This window comes from Massiliimalia timonensis (assembly GCF_900186585.1).
GTDB classification, from domain to species: Bacteria; Bacillota; Clostridia; order Oscillospirales; family Ruminococcaceae; genus Massiliimalia; species Massiliimalia timonensis.
The window spans coordinates 283,996-300,760 of the sequence record NZ_FYDD01000003.1 but is presented as its reverse complement, the minus strand read 5'-3'; the positions used below and the strand labels follow the sequence as shown (position 1 = coordinate 300,760).

Sequence of the window (16,765 nt, the reverse complement as noted above, 5' to 3'; positions counted from 1 at the left end):
AATATAAGGCCTTCCGCCTACTTTTCAAAACAGAAAAATGGTGATTTTTTGAAAATAGAACAGCTTGATGATAAAACGGTCCGGATCCTATTAACTGCGGAGGATATGGAGCATCTGGACTTAACTTATGACGAAATGGACTACAGCAACAACATCACAAAACGCGCGGTCTATTTGATCCTCCAACAGATCAAAGCGCAAACTTCTTTGATGCTTGATGAACACCGGCTTTTTATTGAGGCTTTCCCCGATTCCAATGGAGGATGTATCCTTTACCTAAACCTGATCGAAAAAAACACAGGCCCACGCCCCCAAAGGGAACGGTATAGCTTTGATACCCCCATGGTCTTCGGGTTTGAAACGCTGGATATCCTAACCGCCGTCTGTAACAGGCTGGTCCGGGAGTTCAGCCACCTGATCGTGAAAACAGAACTTTATCTTTACGAGCGGGAATACCGCCTGCTGCTGTACACCTACTGCAAAATGGAGGAACGGATCCTGCACCTGCTTCGGGAATACGGTACTTACCTTGGAAAAGGGTCGGTCCTTTGCGCATTCACCAAAGAACACGCCCGTCCGCTCCTAACAGAAAATGCTATCGAAACGATCGTGCAATATCTGGATTAAAGGGCGGTAAACGCCTCTACTACTTTGCCCGGCTCTTCCGCGCCAAATACGCAGGAGCCGGCCACCAGAACATTGGCCCCAGCCGCCGCAGCCTGAGGGGCTGTTTCAAAATTGATGCCGCCATCCACTTCGATATCCAGCGCAGGGTTAACATTTTGCGCATATGCGCGCAGTGCTTTCACCTTGTCCAGCATATCGGGCATAAACTTCTGCCCGCCAAAACCGGGCTCTACCGTCATGACCAGCACCATGTCCAGATCTTTTACAAAAGGGTACACCGCTTCTACCGGAGTTTGCGGCTTTATGGAAACTGCCGCTTTTTTCCCGCAGGATCTTATCAGGCCGATCGTTTCCTGAACATCGTCTTCCGCTTCCAAATGGAAGCACACCAGATCAGCCCCTGCCTTACAGAACTGTTCGGCATACTGTTTCGGGTGTGAGATCATCAGGTGAACGTCCAGAAACATATCCGTGCATTTGCGGATCGATTCTACAACCGGCACGCCGATACTGATGTTCGGGACAAAATGCCCATCCATTACATCTACATGGAGCATCGCGGCTCCGCTTACTTTATGGATGTCCCGTTCCAGGTTTGCAAAATCTGCCGCCAAAATAGACGGGGATACCTTTGCCATAATACACATACGTCCTTTCTGTAAAAAGCCCGCTTGAATCCATTTAACCATCTAATACCTATATTTTACTAAATGAAAGAGGTCACGTCAACAAAATCCCCGAAAATTTATGGATTGTTTTAATTTAAAATCAGGAATCCTCCGTCTGCTTTTGCACAATCACAGTTTTTCAGGAGCTTTGCCAAACAGGATATGGGGAAACTATGACACAGGTTTGATCAACAAGCCAGCCTTCAAAATAAAACTTCCCAAATGGTGAAAAGAGCCGCCGTATTTTCTTTTTCTAATAACGGCTGCTTTTCTTTCATGTCTGTTCAGGAAAAATTTTTTCTCCCCAATTTCAATATATTCGCTGAGTGAAACGGGCACAATCTTTAAAAAATCTACTTGCCTTATAGGATATTGCTATTTTTATAAAGCCCTGCACGGTAGCGGTTTTTTAAAACCCGCATAAGATAAAGTACAGTCCTGTTTTAAGAATGGGCGGAAAAAGTGACCGTATTAAGTCCGGTCCGCAGGGGAGCTTTGCCGCATACCGTTTTAAAAGGCGTGGACTGTTCAGATATATGAAAAGCAGCAGAGATTCTCTCTGCTGCTTTTTTGTACTGTCTTATTCAGAAATGACCTTTCCGCTTAAATCTTCCTGAAGCTCCACCTCTACGTCAAAGGTGTTCGCATTCCCGTTTTTCACCCGGTATATCGTCAACGTTACCGTTTCCCCGGGCGTTTTCTGATTCAGGACGCTGGATACCTCTTTGATAGATACAACATCCGTCCCATCGATCTTGGTGATAATATCCCCTGCATTCACTCCTTGGGTATAGGCGTCGGAGGATTCATCCACCTGTACTACCCGCAGCCCTGCGGGAGTACCGCGCAGCTCCGCCAGTGCCTGCGGAATGGACTGAAAAGTGATCCCGATCCGGACGCGCCCTGCAACATAACCATTTTGAATCAGATTTTCCACAATTGGCTTCGCTTCGTGAATTGGAATCGCGAACCCGATGCCTTCGTATTCCGTAGCCGCAATTTTAGAAGAGTTGATCCCAACGACCTGGCCGTATTTGTTGACTAACGCTCCTCCGGAATTTCCCGGATTGATGGCAGCGTCTGTTTGGATGCAGTCCATGGTGTACCCAGAGGCTCCAATCGCAATCGTACGGTTGATCCCGGAAATGACGCCTTGTGTAAAGCTGCTGGAAAGATTACGCCCTGTCGGATTTCCGATCGCGATCGCCTTTTCCCCTACTTTTAACGCTGTGGAATCCCCAAACTCCGCCACTACCAGATTTTCTTTCTGGATCTTTACCACCGCAAGATCGGTGCGGGTATCCACCCCGATCAGCGTTGCCTGGCAGTAATCCTCATTGTTCAGATAGATCTCGATCTTGTCGACCGGGGTGGAGGTCACATTCCCTGTTGAAGGGTCCTCCTGCATCACCACATGCGCATTGGTGATGATATACCCATCCTCTGACATGATGATCCCGCTGCCCTCGCCATAAGCCTGATTGGCGGCAGCCGATTCCTTGGTATAGACTACGACGCCGACTACGGAAGGCATTACCTTTGTTGCGATTTGTTCCGAAGTCAGTTCGCCGGTCGCATCCAATGTTTCTTCATCGTCCGATTCTTCTGGGATCGAAGTGATCTCCAGCGCGGCCGCAGAAGATTCTGGCATTTCTTCCGAAACGTCCCCTGTCCTTCCGCTGTCCGGATGCTCTTTATAAATCATGTAGCCAATTCCGACAAACACCACAAAGGCAAACAAAATGCACAAAAGGATGATAAATACCTTCATACCTCCGCCGGAACCCTTCCCTCCCTTTTGAGGCGGTCTTGGTGCGGAGTAAAAAGTGTTCTGCCCCTCATAATACTGCCGTTCTCCCTCTGAAAAGGCCGGATTGATGTCAACCCCGTTAGAGCTCTGCCAAGAGTTGTTTTGTTGGTTTGGGTCCGGTGAAGACCCATATGGGTAAGAATTCATTGAGAAACCCCCTATTTTTCTATCTTTGCATTACTATGAATTTTTCTTGAATTTATTCTGGCTTTTTCCCTTTGCCGATGGCAGACTGAACAGGAATTCGCAGTATTCTCCCTGCACGCTTTTTACGATAATATCCCCGCCGTGCAGCGTCACAATGGAACGCACGATATAAAGCCCAAGGCCTACCCCGCTCTTATCCAGCCCGCGGGAACGGTCGGTCTTATAAAACCGATCAAATACCCGAGGGATCTCTTCTTTGCTCAATCCCTCTCCGGAGTTTTTCACACCAATCACAGCGCGGTTGCCCTCTTTAAAGAATTCAAATTCTATGTAACCGCCTTCGTTGGCAAATTTGATCGCATTTTCCGTCAGGTTGTAAATGACCTGGTGGATCAAGTCCTCATCAGCGTCAACATAAACCTTGTCATGATCCAGCCCACGGATTTCCAGCCCCTTGTCTTCGATCTGGCGTTCCAAACTGAACAGCGTCTGGCAGATCGTGTCTACCATTTCAAAGGGATGGTTATTCAGCTTCATCTCACCGGCCTCGATCTGGGAAAGGTTCAGCATAGAACGCACAATCCGGGACAAGCGTTTCACCTCATCTGATACGGTGCGCAGGTATTGCTTTTGTTTCTCCGGCGGGATCGTTCCGTCTAAAATCCCGTCAATGAACCCCCCGATCGTAGTCATCGGTGTCTTTAATTCATGTGACACATTGGAAATAAAGCTGCGGCGCATAGTCTCTAGGGTAGAAAGCGACTGCGCCATGTTATTTAACGCCATGGCGAGCTGTCCCACTTCATCATAGGATTCCACAGTCAAGCGGGTGGAGAAGTCCCCGTTCCCAAACTGCTGCGCCGCTTTGGACATTTCTTTTAACGGACGCACCATAGAGTGGGTGACAAAATAAATGATCACGCACACCAACAGCAATACAAACAAAGCGGAAACAGCAAACATCTGGAACACATCGATCAAAAATTTCTGCATAGATTCGGTGGAATCCGTCGAGGTCAGCACATATCCAAGACACTGCCCATCCTGTGAATAAACAGGAGCGCCGACTGTTACGTTGTGGCTGCTGTAGATCCCGCCAAGGGTCCCCATCTCTTTATAGATCCCATCTTCCTGCATCGAACTCATAATAGACGCCGAAAGCTGATAGGTCGTATGCCGGCATGGGTACGCCTCCGTACAGTAAACGGTCCTGCCATCCGTCCCGACCAAAAATACTTCCGCATCCACTGCGTCCGCCAAAATATCAAAATAGCTTTTGGGCTGGTTGATCACGATCGCATGATCGGAATTGATGTTTTCCTCTACTACCGCCACCGCTTTTTCCAGATTGGACTGGAGCATATCGTATTTGTCTTCCTTAAAATACTGGGAAGCAAACAGCATGAAGGCTGTCCCCAAAATCCCGATACTGACTAGAATCAAAGAAGCACAAACCGAAAAATATTTCATAAAGATACTTTTTTGCATAAACGGTGTTTCCTTTCCCCACAGGGATTTTCTGCTTCAGGACGAAAAAAACCTGTTCCAAAACAATTTTTGTTTTGGAACTAGGTAATTTTGCTATTCATTTACTTCAAATTTATATCCAACGCCCCAAACCGTTTTTAAAGCCCACTGGTCGGAGACTCCTTCCAGTTTTTCTCTCAGTCTTTTGACATGGACGTCAATGGTACGGGAATCCCCGTAATATTCAAAGCCCCAAACCTCGTCTAAAAGCTGGTCGCGGGTGTATACCCGGTTTGGATTGGAAGCCAGATGGAACAGCAGTTCCAATTCTTTCGGCGGGGTGTCGATCACCTTTCCGTCGACCTTTAACTCATAACGGGTCATATTCACGACCAGCTTGTCATAGGATACTTCCTTCACTTCTTCCGCCTGATTATTCTGGCCGATCCGGCGCAGGACCGCCTTGATCCGTGCGATGACTTCTTTGGTGTCAAACGGCTTGACGACATAATCGTCCGCGCCCAGCTCCAAGCCAAGCACCTTATCGAAGGTCTCGCCCTTAGCTGTCAGCATAATGATCGGCACATTTGACTTTTTCCGGATCTCCCGGCAAACCTGCCAGCCATCTAAACCGGGAAGCATAATATCCAGCAGCACCATGTCCGGAGCCAGTGCGTTAAATTTTACGATCGCCTCTTCCCCATCATGGGAAAGGATCACGCTGTAGCCCTCTTTTTCCAGATACAGGCGAAGCAGCTCGCAAATATTCTGATCGTCGTCTACTACTAAAATTTTTCCTAAAGACATAGAAACGTCCTCCTTTTTCAGGGAAATCTATTTTTGAATTGATTAAATCCTTTTAACAAATTCATTTTTCTTGTTTTTATTATACATGATTCTCGTTTTCCTTTCAACCGAATCTATGAACAAACCATAAATCTTTTACGATGAAAGTATAAAATTTCATGGATTTTCGCATGATAATTTGTTTTACATTTTTCCAGTTTTATTGTATAATAAGAATTTGATATCAAATCATATATTTGAAAAGAAAGAATAGAGGGAACAGCATGAAATTAGGAATGGTCGGCCTGCCAAACGTTGGGAAAAGCACCCTGTTTAATGCCTTGACCAACGCTGGCGCAGAATCCGCAAACTATCCGTTTTGTACCATCGAGCCAAACGTAGGAGTCGTATCCGTGCCGGACGAACGGCTCAACTACCTCGAAAATATGTACCATCCCAAAAAGTTCACCCCAGCCGTACTGGAGTTCGTGGACATTGCTGGACTGGTCAAAGGCGCTTCCAAAGGAGAGGGACTTGGGAACAAATTCCTTTCCAATATCCGTGAGGTGGATGCTATCGTCCATGTCGTGCGCTGCTTTGAGGATCCGAACATCGTCCACGTTGACGGGCAAATCGGCCCAAAACGGGATATTGAAACCATCAATCTGGAACTGATCTTTTCCGATATTGAAATTTTAGAGCGCCGCCTGTCCAAATCTATCAAAGCGGCAAAGGCAGACAAAAAGCTTCAGGGGGAAGTTGATCTGCTGGAACGTCTGATCGCCCATCTGGAGGATGGAAAAACCGCCCGTTCCTTTGATTTTACCGAGGACGAGCTGGAGATGATCAAGCAGACGCCGCTTCTTTCCAATAAGCCTGTGATCTACGCGGCGAACCTCTGCGAGGAGGATTTCTCAGGCAACCTGGAAGAGAACCGCTTTTATCAGGAAGTCTGCGAAATCGCAAAGGAAGAAAACGCGGCCGTTCTGCCGATTTGCGCAAAGATTGAAGAGGATATCGCCGATATGGACGCCGAAGAAAAGAGCATGTTCCTAGCGGAATTGAACCTGAAAGAATCTGGGCTTGACCGGATCATCCGCGAGGGGTATTCCCTGCTGGGATTGATCTCTTTCCTGACTGCCGGTTCTGACGAGGTGCGCGCCTGGACGATCACCCGCGGCACCAAAGCGCCAAGAGCGGCTGGGAAGATCCATACCGACTTTGAAAAGGGCTTTATCCGGGCTGAGATCATCAGCTTCGACGATCTGGTCGCCTGTAAGACTATGGCGGCCGCTAAGGAAAAGGGCTTAGTCCGGCTAGAGGGAAAAGAATACGTCATGCAGGATGGGGACATCGTAAACTTCCGCTTTAACGTATAGTTTTTATTGCTTCAGCAAAAGGAAACACAGCAATTCTTGACCTTACGGGGGCGGCGATATGTGGTTCATTGCAGCGGTCCTATCCTCTTTTTTCGCCGGGATCACCACGATATTGGTAAAGTGCGGCATCCAAAAAACTGATTCCGATCTTGCCACAGCGATCCGTACAGGGATCGTCCTGATTTTTTCATGGCTGATGGTCTTTCTGGTCGGTTCTTTTGACGACCTTTCCGCGGTCAGTACAAGATCACTTTTCTTTTTGGTTTTATCAGGGATCGCGACCGGCGCCTCGTGGCTGTGCTATTTCAAGGCGTTGTCTATCGGAAACGTAAATAGGGTCGTGGCAATCGACAAATCAAGCGCAGTACTCTCTGTCCTGCTCGCGATCGTTTTCTTTCAAGAGACCAACCATCTTGCGGGAAAACTGGCCGGAACAGTTTTGCTGGCTGTCGGTATCCTTTTGATGGCGGAACAGAAAAAAACAGCACAAACGGCAAAAGAGAGGGCTTGGATCATTTACGCAGTTTTATCCGCTGTGTTTGCGGCCCTTACTTCGATCCTTGCAAAGGTGGGTATCACCGGAGTAGAATCGAATTTGGGAACCGCGATCCGCACAGGCGTTGTGCTGATTATGGCGTGGGGCGTGGTCTTCTCCCATGGAAAGCAAACAGGGCTCCGTTCTCTGGAACGGAAAGAGCTTCTTTTTATTGTGTTATCCGGCCTTTCTACCGGCGCTTCGTGGCTATGCTATTATTATGCGCTTCAAAACGGGATCGTCAGCGTGATCGTTCCGATCGACCGGTTAAGTATTGTCGTTTCCGTTCTGTTTTCGTTCCTTGTTTTCAAGGAGCGTTTATCCAGGCGGGCCTTGATCGGCCTGCTATTGATGATAGTAGGAACCCTTATCATTGCATACTTCGCTTAAAAAGGCGGCAAAGATGAACTATCTTTGCCGCCTTTTTCATTGCTCCTTATGTTTTCCCAGCGCATTGACCAGCATCTGATACGCCATTTCCTGTTCACATTCTGTACTGCGCCGGCCGCACAGCCGGGACAGAAGACCTGAACAGATGCTCGTCAGGACAAACTGCCGGTATTGGGAGGGATGCCCGGCCTCCAGAACACCTTCCTTTACCCCCTGATCCAGCATCTGATCCAGCAAGGCAAACAATTCATCCACCGCGGCGTCAAAGCTGTCCCGGTGCCGCTCCATCGTCTGCAAAAGCTGTTGGGAAAGATTGCTTGCAAGAAAAAGCTGGAGCATATTCATTCCGGATGAAAAGTCACGGTAAATGCATCCAAATACTGCCTCACATTGTTCTTTAAAGCCCTTTTCGGAAGCAAGTCCTGCCCGCAGCTGTTCCAGTTCCTGCTCCAAGTGATATAGGAAAGCCTTGGCAATCAACTCTTCCTTGCTGGAAACATACTCGTAAACCGTTCCCTTGCCAATTCCTGCCTGCTGTGCAATGTCCGCCACCCGCAGATCAGAGATCACTTCGCCCCGGCGAAGCAGGGCATTCACTGCTTCATAAAGGGCGATCTCTTTTTCGCTGAATTTCCGGTACTCAAAGCACGTTTCCTTCTGTTTCATGTTTTTGCTCCTCATCTTCAATGACGATCGGTTTTAAGTCTTTGCGGCGCAGCAGGTCATAAATGCAAGGCACGACAAACAGGGTCAGCAGCGTCGCATAGGTCAGCCCTCCGATCACAACGATCGCCAACGGCTGTGTCATCTCTGACCCGGTTCCAACCCCGATCGCCATGGTGGACATTGCCAAAACCGTAGTCATCGCAGTCATTAAAATCGGCCGTATTCTAGTATGTCCTGTCTGCACCAAAGCTTCTTTTTTCTCCATACCGTCCAGCCGGAGCTGATTCGTATAATCTACGAAAACAATCCCGTTGTTTACTACAATGCCTGCCAGTACCAAAAATCCCAGCATCGCTACAACGCTTAATTCGCTTCCTGTCATTACCAGCGCCAGAAGTCCACCCGTAAAGGCGAGCGGCAGGGTAAACAAAACGATAAACGGCGACACCAGGGATTGGAACTGCGCCACCATGATCAGATAAATGAACAAAACAGCCGCCCCGATCATCAGCACCAGATCACTCAGCGATTGGTTGATCGTCTCGTTCTCCCCGCTCAGGGTCACGGTATATCCGCTCGGAAGTTCATAATCGTCAAGCTGTTTTTCCACATCGCGGCTCACCAACCCAATGTTATGGTCTTCATCCACCAGCGCGCTGACCGTCATGGTACGGGTCTGATTATCATGGCTGATCGACAGCGGACTTTCCGCCTCTTCGATCGAAGCAATATCGCTTAATTTCACGGTCACATCTTTCTGATCTTTCGTTCCCTCCAGCTCGTAGTTCCCCAAATTGCTGCGGGTAACGTCCGAATCGTTGAGGATGATCACCGGGTAATCCGCGTCGTCGGCAGATAAAGTCGTAGCGTTCGTTTCCGTGCTGATCGCACCGCTTACCGCCTGATAGACCTGGGCTACTGTCAGCCCATATTCCATGGCCTTGTTTTTATTCACAATCACACGGACTTCGGCAGAAGCATCCTCCAGACCATTGGTAATATCAGTCGTACCTTCTACCCCTTCCAGAATACCGGTCATATCCTTTGAGATCTGGGCCATTTGATCCAAATCTGTTCCATGGATCACAAGCTCGATCCCAGAACCTCCCAGCATCGACATATCCATAGTAGAGGCCGCAATATCCACTTCGCAATTTAGATCCGCGGTCTTTTCCTCCAGCATTTTGGCGACTTCTTTGTTCGTGTGCTTTTTGTCTTCATCCAGCAGGATATAGAACGTCATCTCGCCCGGATCGGAGGTTCCCATCCCCATGATATTTCCAGCCTGCATAGCGCCTACTGTCTGTACATCTTCTATTTCCAAGGCGCGTTCCATAAAGGTGTCGCTCATCTGGTAAGTATCCTCCTTGTCGGAATCATCCGGCATAGTCAGGGTCGCAGACATTTGGGTGGAATCCACATCCGGCATAAACGCTGTCCCCATCCGCGCCACCAGTACACCAGATAAAATCAATAAAATAATGGTAAAGCTCAACACATAAACCTTTTTGCGCAAACAGAAGCGAAGCAGTTTTTCATAGCCGTTTACCACCGCATCAAACCACGGATGTTTTTTCTCGTCCGCCTTGTTTAAAATCGTGGAGGACATGGTCGGCACTAAAGTCAGCGCCACAAAAAGGCTCGCCACCAAAGAGTATGCGATCGTCAGCCCCATATCCGCAAACAACTGGCGGGTCAAGCCGTCTGTAAACACGATCGGCAGAAATACACAGATGGTAGTCAAGGTGGAGGAGGTGATCGCTCCCGCCACCTGTTTAGCCCCCTGCACTGCCGCCTTGCGCTTATTCACACCAAGGTTGCGCAGCCGGTAAATATTTTCAATGACGACGATACTGTTGTCCACCAGCATCCCAACGCCTAGGGCAAGCCCGGACAAAGAGATGATATTTAGCGTTACACCGCTGAAATACATCAATACCATCGCAAACAGCAGGCTGATCGGGATGCTGGTTGCAATGATCAAAGTCGGCTTAAAGGTCTTTAAAAATAGCAGCAGTACGATAATCGCCAAAATACCGCCGTACAATAAGTTATCTAATACGCTCTTTATGATGATGTCAATGTAAACGCCCTGATCCATCAGCGCTGTAATATGAAGATCCGGGTTATTTTCCATTAAGCTGTCCATTGCGGTATGCACCGCATCTGTCGCCTCCGTAGTGGACGCGGTACTGGATTTTTCAAAGGAAAGCAGGATCCCGTCATTCCCGTTAATCTTCGCGTAGGTTTCCCCGGCATTATCCGCCCAAGAAACTTCCGCAACATCTTTCAGATAAATATCCCCTAGTCCATCAACTCCCGTAGAGAATAAAAGCAGGTCCTTAATCTCTGTTTCATCGGCAAACTCATCGCCTACCTTGATCAGGTATTGGGCGTTTCCCTCGCTTAAATATCCTGCGGGCATAGAGAAGTTTTCCGCCTGAAGCATTTTTTGGATCATATCAACGGTAATGACACCATCCAGCCCCGCGTTTTGATAGGCCTCCTCCCGCTGTTCCTCAAATTGCTGTTCCGCTTCCTCCAGCTTGCCTTCTGCGTTGGTAAGCTGGACAGATGCTTCCGTCAGCTTCTGGGTCAGGGTGATCTTTCCGGATTCCAGTTCTTTTTCCTGCTCTTTCAGTGTATCCAATGCATCATATGCCTGGATCCCCTGCTTTGCCTGGGTGATTCCGGTATCCGCCTGGGTGATCCCATCCTGTAACAGCTTGATCTGCCCGTCTATTTCTGTGGTATCCAAGCCGGCTTCTGCCATCTGGTCACGCATATCCTGCGCGGTTTCAAGCTGTCCGGATAGTGTTTCCTTGGTCTCTTCCGCCTTGGAAACGGCATCCTCCAGTTGCTGTTTCGTCATGCCGATTTTATCAATCGCACTCTGCAATTCCGTCTTCCCGTCCTCCAGCTGAGAAGAAGCGTCTACTAATTTTTGTTTCTGTTCTTCACTTTGGCTTTCAAAATCCGTGCGCTGATCCTTCAGCTTTTTCTTGCCTGACTGAATTTCGTCCTCTGCTTTCGATAATTCCTCATCTACATTTTTCAGGATCTTGTCGTTCAGCGCGTCTATTTTCCCCTGATCCAGTTTGATTTGCAGCTGTTCTTCTACCAAACCGGTCGCTGTAACAGACGCAATCCCGTCGATCCGTTCAAACTCCGGCACAACGGTGTTCTGTACAAACTCCGAAACCTCGTAAGAATCCATTCCATCCACGTCGACACTGGCCATCATGACCGCCATCATATCCGGGTTTAATTTCATCATGGACGGTGTTCCGACCGTGTCGTCAAAGGAGGACGACACACTGCTGACCGTATTGTTGACGTCGATCATGACGGAATCCATGTTGATATTCTGGTTAAATTCCAGCATGACCATGCTGAAATTTTCACTGGAGGTAGAAGTGATATTCTTCATCCCGGCAGTGGTAGAAAGTGCCTGTTCCAAGGGCTTCGTTACAGATGATTCCACCTTTTCCGGGCTTGCACCAGGATAAGCTGTGGTGACGATCACATAAGGAAAGTCGATATTAGGCATCAGGTTCGGCGTCATGTGGGTAAATGAAATAAATCCCAGCACCAAAACCATGATCACCGCCACTACTACAGTAAACGGCTTTTTTACACTGAATTCTGAAAGCATACACATTTTTCCTCTTCTACGCAAATTCGACCGACCAGTCAGTCGGCTACAACACAGTATAGCATAAAAAAAGTTTTCTGCGCAACCAAAACCTTCCCTTTTACAAATAATTTACAACTTTCAGCATTTTTCTAAGCACTGTTTTTTTATGGCTTTTATGCTATACTGTTGGTAAATCAACGATATTGATATTGCGGGGGGAAGAAAGATGAAAAAACGTCAATGTAAGATCACCGTGTTAAGGAAAGAATTGTATCCCGACTTGCAGCGGCAATATTTGGCTGATCCAGAATCAGGCCCTTGCCCTATTTTTGAGGTAGGGCAGGAATTTCTTCTGGAACGAAGCGATGCCCGCGATGATTTCTGGCATATGCTGGACGGAAAATTTTGTTCCGAGGCTTGGGATTGTATCAGCCGGTATGTATATACAGCGCTTCAGGGCGGCTCCATTATGGACGGCTGGACCAAAGATGAAAAAGTAATGATCGCATGCTGTAACGACGGGACCCGACCCGTTATCTTTAAGATCGAACGGCTGGACGGAAAAGAGCAAAATAAAAAGGAGAGGCAGAAATCCTGCCTCTCCTTTTTCGCTGATCAGTCCCGCTTCTGCCAGATGATCTCCTCCGGCTTTCTGCTTTTCAGGCTTTTAGCAATCAAAAATTTGATCCGGATCCCCTGTTCGCAGAATTTGCGTTCATGCTCTGTGTCAATATTTCCACCATAATCCGACTGATGCAGATCTCTGGTCAGGTAAGCCACTTCAAAACCAGCATCTTTTAAATAACCTAATGTGTCCTCAAACAGATCATCGTCATCTGTTTTAAAATGAAGCTCTCCGCCAAGCCGCAGGAAGGTTTGGTACTTTTCCAGCTGCCGGGTATGGGTCAGCCGCCTTTTATGATAGCTTGGCTTCGGCCATGGGTTACAAAAATTGATGTAGATCCTGTCGACAACGTCCTCTTCTTTCATGATATTAAGGATCCGCTCAATATCATAGGCTGTCAGCACTACATTCTGCGGCTTTTCTCCTTTTTGTGCAAAAACTTCTTCAATGTTTTTAACTGCGCTTGCCAGCACAAGGCTTTTCATATCGATCGCCAGATAATTGATCTCCGGGTGTTCCGCCGCCAGCCGCGCAATAAAAGTCCCTTTCCCGCAGCCCAGCTCCAAATGCAAAGGCTGTTTTTTGACAAAGCAATTCTGCCATGCGCCATTGGGACGAAATGGGTCGTCATAAAAATAAGGGCAGCGGTCCAGCACCGGCTGTGCCCAAGGTTTATTTCTCATTCTCATAAGTCGTTCTCCTCTTGCAATTCATCACCTGCTTATTATAGCAAATCCTTTTTTCCCTGTAAATAAGAAAACACTCTGCGGAAAATTCCGCAGAGTGTTTTCTCATGAAAAGAAGGGGACAATTTATTAAAAATTTCGTGGTACGCATCATTGGGTTCCAAGGGTTACTTCCCTCTCATACTAAGAGGGTGCCCCAAATCAAAACGATTTATGCACGGGCTTTGTTTTCCCCTTGGATTGATTTTATTATACCAAGCAGTTGTGAGGAAATATGGGCGAAAATGTGTTATTTTTGTAAATGTTATAAGAAAATAATAAAAATAAGAATATGGCAGTCATATGGTCTATCCAGTCATGGAACAGTATTGTGAAATCCCTGTAAATCCCTACTAAAAAGGCCATTGCCGCTAATTGACAGCCGGAAGCAAACGATTATTTTCACCGCCGTCAAAAACTCCCCGCAAAAACAACGGTTGTTTTTGCGGGGAGTTTGCAAATCCCTGATCATTGCAGCGGTGAATCTTTCCGCCTGCGGTCAAAATATTTTTTTGTTTCCGCGACCACGACCCCATTCAGGGCAAAAATCGCAATCAGGTTCGGCAGAGCCATCAGTCCGTTGAAAATATCAGCGATGGTCCACACCGCAGAAATAGTCATATACGGTCCAATGAACACGCACAAAATATAGAGCCAGCGGAAACCTAGAACCAGCTTTTTCTTCCCGCCGGACAGGTATTCCAAACAGCGTTCACTGTAGTAGTCCCAACCTAAAATCGTAGTAAAGGCAAAGAATACTAAACAAACCATCAAAATAAAGGAGGCAATTCCCGGCGCAAAGGGCAGTCCATCCTGAAACGCCTTGGTAGTGACCGAAACGCCCTCCAGCCCAGTGCTGTAAGCGCCTGTCAACACGATCGTCAAACCGGTCAACGTACAGATGATAATGGTATCAATGAAAGTACCGGTCATGGTAACCAGCCCCTGACGGACCGGTTCCTTCGTTTTTGCAGCCGCAGCGGCGATCGGTGCGGAGCCAAGGCCCGCTTCATTCGAGAAAATACCGCGTGCGATCCCCATCTGCATCGCTACCATGATAGAGCCCAAAGCGCCCCCGGCAACGGCACGTAAACCAAACGCACTCTCAAAAATCGTTTTCAGCGCGCCGGGCACGGCCTCAATATTACAAACCATCACGGTCAGGCAGAACAGCACATAAATGATCGCCATAAACGGCACAACGATTTGTGAAACACTGGCGATCCGCTTGATCCCGCCGATCACGACCAGAGCAACACACAAAGTCAGAATCAGCCCCGCGATCACAACAGTCCAGGAATATTCCATTCCAAACAGGGTAACGGTCCAAGTAGAATCCGGGTCAAAAAAGTTGCGTACTGCATCGGCAACACCGTTCACCTGGGTAAAGGTACCGATCCCAAACAGCCCAACACACATCCCAAAAAATGCAAAGATCTTAGCCAGCCATTTCCAACGCTTGCCCATACCGCGTTCAATGTAATAAAACGGTCCGCCCAAAGCATGTCCATTTTCGTCTACAACACGGTACTTTACAGCTAAAAGACCTTCTGAATATTTGGTTGCCATTCCAAACAAGGCGGCGATCCACATCCAAAATAAAGCGCCCGGCCCCCCAGTCACCAGTGCTGTAGCAACGCCGACAATGTTCCCGGTACCGATCGTTGCGGACATTGCCGTACACAACGCCCCAAAGCTGGATACCTCTCCGTCGCCGCCCTTTTCATTCTTCACCATAAATTTCAGTGCTTTTGGCAGATGGCGGATCTGCAAAAAGCCCAAACGGATGGTCAAAAATAATCCAGCCGCCAAAATCAGAACGATCAGGGGGACTCCCCATACAAAATCGTCAATTTTTTTCAATACGCTTCCGATCGCGTCCAGCACAGATCCCTGTGCTAAAAGGGTAACATTCATTTTTTCTTTCTCCTCCTGCGTGTTTTTGACAATAAAAAAAGCCGAAAACAAACTGTTTCGGCCCTCACGAAGAGTAGACATCAAGCTGTATTTCCGCCCTGTCCTTTTGCCTGAGAGATTGGAAAAAATAATTTTTTCCGTACACCTTCGGCGCCCGCCTTTTTGATCGGGACTCTCCAGAGAAACCGTCAATCCTAAAATTGACGGTTTATATTTTAACATATTATTCACTTTTTTGCAACAGTAAATTTAAAAAAGCGACAATTACCGGTATGCCTTTGCCGTGATCAATTCAATCCGGCTGCTCAAATATCCCTCTTTCCTTTCCTGCGGATGGGAATAATCAGTGGAAAGATATTTTTTGTTGTCATCCGCAAACACAGTAACGATCGTCTTATCGGCCCCCTGCATATTCTGCGCCATGACAGCCCCCAGAAAATTTGCACCGGACGAAACGCCTACGCCGATCCCCAATTTTTCAGAAAGCATCCGCGCCATAATGATCGAATCCACATCATCCACAGAAACAATTTCATCCATCTCGTCAAGGTGGACGATGCTTGGGATGAACTCGTCCGAAATTCCCTGTATCTTGTGCGCCCCAGTCTTATACCCGGTGGACAGGGTCGGTGAATTGAGCGGCTCCAACGGATGGATCTTACAAGAGGGGTTTTCTATCTTCAGCCGTTTTCCGATCCCCATCGCCGTTCCGCCAGTACCTACCCCGGCAACAATGCCGTCCGCGCACAGCCCCAGTGCGGCTAACTGGCGTACGATCTCTTCCCCAGTCATCACGATATGCGCCTGCACATTATCTTCATTAGAAAATTGTTTTGGCAGGAATACCCCGCCCTGTTCGGCCAGTTCTTCTGTCATCCGGATCGAGCCTAAAAAACCGCCCTGTTCTTTGGATACCAGACGGACCTCGGCCCCGTAGCTCTGCATCAGATTGATGCGTTCCTTGCTCATCCAGTCCGGCATGTAGATCACCACCCGGTGCCCCAAGTAGCTCCCCATGGCGGAAAAGGCGATCCCCGTATTGCCGCTAGTCGCTTCGGCGATCAAATCGCCCGGCTGGATCGTCCCATCTTCATACGCCTTTTTCAAAATATAATATGCCACCCGGTCCTTAATACTGCCGGAGAGGTTATAATATTCCGCTTTTGCAAAAATCCTCCGCACCTGCCCATCAAACCGGAACACGATCTCCAGCAGCGGAGTGTTCCCGATCATGGGGGCGATCTGTTCAAATTTCTCTTTGATCTGAGCTTCCATAGCACGCCTCTTTATCTTCATCAAATTTCCAATAAAAATTTTAGCATTTTAACAAGTAAAAAGCAAGTCAAATTTTTCACAAACGGGTTTTAGGAAACATCCGCTTTCCTT

The 16,765-nt window shown here is 47.9% G+C and carries 12 protein-coding genes, 1 pseudogene and 1 riboswitch; of the genes and pseudogenes, 4 read left to right on the top strand and 9 right to left on the bottom strand.

Annotation, left to right across the window (positions count from 1 at the left end; translation table 11 throughout):
• The first annotated feature begins 48 nt into the window (after positions 1-48).
• Positions 49-627, top strand: a complete 579-nt coding sequence (locus CIB36_RS13230) for an adaptor protein MecA (protein ID WP_158662566.1) — start codon at positions 49-51, stop codon at positions 625-627.
• Here the strand turns inward: CIB36_RS13230 and rpe are convergent.
• The 4 genes from rpe to CIB36_RS03380 all read right to left on the bottom strand — a co-directional run bounded on the left by rpe (position 624) and on the right by CIB36_RS03380 (position 5,526).
• Positions 624-1,265, bottom strand: coding sequence for a ribulose-phosphate 3-epimerase (rpe, locus tag CIB36_RS03395; protein ID WP_093988198.1), 642 nt, complete (start codon positions 1,263-1,265; stop codon positions 624-626). The genes CIB36_RS13230 and rpe overlap by 4 nt on opposite strands.
• A 610-nt stretch (positions 1,266-1,875) precedes the next feature.
• The gene (locus tag CIB36_RS03390) at positions 1,876-3,252 is read right to left on the bottom strand and encodes a S1C family serine protease (RefSeq protein WP_093988197.1); all 1,377 of its coding nucleotides are present in this window, start codon (positions 3,250-3,252) and stop codon (positions 1,876-1,878) included.
• A gap of 33 nt (positions 3,253-3,285) precedes the next feature.
• Positions 3,286-4,740, bottom strand: a complete 1,455-nt coding sequence (locus CIB36_RS03385) for a sensor histidine kinase (RefSeq protein ID WP_093988196.1) — start codon at positions 4,738-4,740, stop codon at positions 3,286-3,288.
• 93 nt (positions 4,741-4,833) lie between these two features.
• On the bottom strand, positions 4,834-5,526 hold the full coding sequence (locus CIB36_RS03380) for a response regulator transcription factor (protein WP_093988195.1): 693 nt from the start codon (positions 5,524-5,526) through the stop codon (positions 4,834-4,836).
• Between the two features lie 263 nt (positions 5,527-5,789).
• On the opposite strand from CIB36_RS03380, the gene ychF reads away from it, so the two are divergent.
• Together ychF and CIB36_RS03370 are read left to right on the top strand one after the other, a co-directional pair.
• Positions 5,790-6,884 carry a redox-regulated ATPase YchF gene (ychF, locus tag CIB36_RS03375; RefSeq protein WP_093988194.1) on the top strand — a complete coding sequence of 365 codons (1,095 nt, stop codon included), beginning with the start codon at positions 5,790-5,792 and terminating at the stop codon, positions 6,882-6,884.
• A gap of 58 nt (positions 6,885-6,942) precedes the next feature.
• Positions 6,943-7,809 (top strand): EamA family transporter, encoded by an 867-nt coding sequence (locus tag CIB36_RS03370; RefSeq protein ID WP_093988193.1) that lies wholly within the window; start codon positions 6,943-6,945, stop codon positions 7,807-7,809.
• Positions 7,810-7,845: 36 nt separating this feature from the next.
• Here CIB36_RS03370 and CIB36_RS03365 read toward each other — a convergent pair whose 3' ends face one another.
• The gene (locus CIB36_RS03365; RefSeq protein ID WP_093988192.1) at positions 7,846-8,475 is read right to left on the bottom strand and encodes a TetR/AcrR family transcriptional regulator; all 630 of its coding nucleotides are present in this window, start codon (positions 8,473-8,475) and stop codon (positions 7,846-7,848) included.
• Positions 8,450-12,130 carry an efflux RND transporter permease subunit gene (locus CIB36_RS03360; protein WP_093988191.1) on the bottom strand — a complete coding sequence of 1,227 codons (3,681 nt, stop codon included), beginning with the start codon at positions 12,128-12,130 and terminating at the stop codon, positions 8,450-8,452. The genes CIB36_RS03365 and CIB36_RS03360 overlap by 26 nt, the downstream gene beginning before the upstream one ends.
• A gap of 208 nt (positions 12,131-12,338) precedes the next feature.
• Here CIB36_RS03360 and CIB36_RS13475 point away from each other — a divergent pair.
• Positions 12,339-12,659: pseudogene (locus CIB36_RS13475) on the top strand (TIGR04076 family protein); the annotation flags it as partial.
• Between the two features lie 68 nt (positions 12,660-12,727).
• Here the strand turns inward: CIB36_RS13475 and trmB are convergent.
• From trmB to CIB36_RS03340, 3 genes are all read right to left on the bottom strand, one after another.
• On the bottom strand, positions 12,728-13,426 hold the full coding sequence (trmB, locus tag CIB36_RS03350) for a tRNA (guanosine(46)-N7)-methyltransferase TrmB (RefSeq protein WP_093988189.1): 699 nt from the start codon (positions 13,424-13,426) through the stop codon (positions 12,728-12,730).
• Between the two features lie 504 nt (positions 13,427-13,930).
• Entirely contained in the window at positions 13,931-15,379 is a 1,449-nt protein-coding gene (locus CIB36_RS03345; RefSeq protein WP_093988966.1) for an alanine/glycine:cation symporter family protein, read from the bottom strand.
• 88 nt (positions 15,380-15,467) lie between these two features.
• Positions 15,468-15,569, bottom strand: a riboswitch (glycine riboswitch).
• 74 nt (positions 15,570-15,643) lie between these two features.
• Positions 15,644-16,654, bottom strand: a complete 1,011-nt coding sequence (locus CIB36_RS03340; RefSeq protein ID WP_093988188.1) for a PLP-dependent cysteine synthase family protein — start codon at positions 16,652-16,654, stop codon at positions 15,644-15,646.
• Between the last annotated feature and the right edge of the window lie 111 nt (positions 16,655-16,765).

Excerpts from the sequence above, each read along its gene's own strand:
- CIB36_RS03390 (WP_093988197.1), bottom strand. The coding sequence starts at position 3,252 with ATGAATTCTTACCCATATGGGTCTTCACCGGACCCAAACCAACAAAAC.
- CIB36_RS03380 (WP_093988195.1), bottom strand. The coding sequence starts at position 5,526 with ATGTCTTTAGGAAAAATTTTAGTAGTAGACGACGATCAGAATATTTGC.
- CIB36_RS03370 (WP_093988193.1), top strand. The coding sequence starts at position 6,943 with ATGTGGTTCATTGCAGCGGTCCTATCCTCTTTTTTCGCCGGGATCACC.
- rpe (WP_093988198.1), bottom strand. The coding sequence starts at position 1,265 with ATGGCAAAGGTATCCCCGTCTATTTTGGCGGCAGATTTTGCAAACCTG.
- CIB36_RS03385 (WP_093988196.1), bottom strand. The coding sequence starts at position 4,740 with ATGCAAAAAAGTATCTTTATGAAATATTTTTCGGTTTGTGCTTCTTTG.
- CIB36_RS03365 (WP_093988192.1), bottom strand. The coding sequence starts at position 8,475 with ATGAAACAGAAGGAAACGTGCTTTGAGTACCGGAAATTCAGCGAAAAA.
- ychF (WP_093988194.1), top strand. The coding sequence starts at position 5,790 with ATGAAATTAGGAATGGTCGGCCTGCCAAACGTTGGGAAAAGCACCCTG.
- CIB36_RS03345 (WP_093988966.1), bottom strand. The coding sequence starts at position 15,379 with ATGAATGTTACCCTTTTAGCACAGGGATCTGTGCTGGACGCGATCGGA.
- trmB (WP_093988189.1), bottom strand. The coding sequence starts at position 13,426 with ATGAGAATGAGAAATAAACCTTGGGCACAGCCGGTGCTGGACCGCTGC.
- CIB36_RS03340 (WP_093988188.1), bottom strand. The coding sequence starts at position 16,654 with ATGGAAGCTCAGATCAAAGAGAAATTTGAACAGATCGCCCCCATGATC.
- CIB36_RS03360 (WP_093988191.1), bottom strand. The coding sequence starts at position 12,130 with ATGCTTTCAGAATTCAGTGTAAAAAAGCCGTTTACTGTAGTAGTGGCG.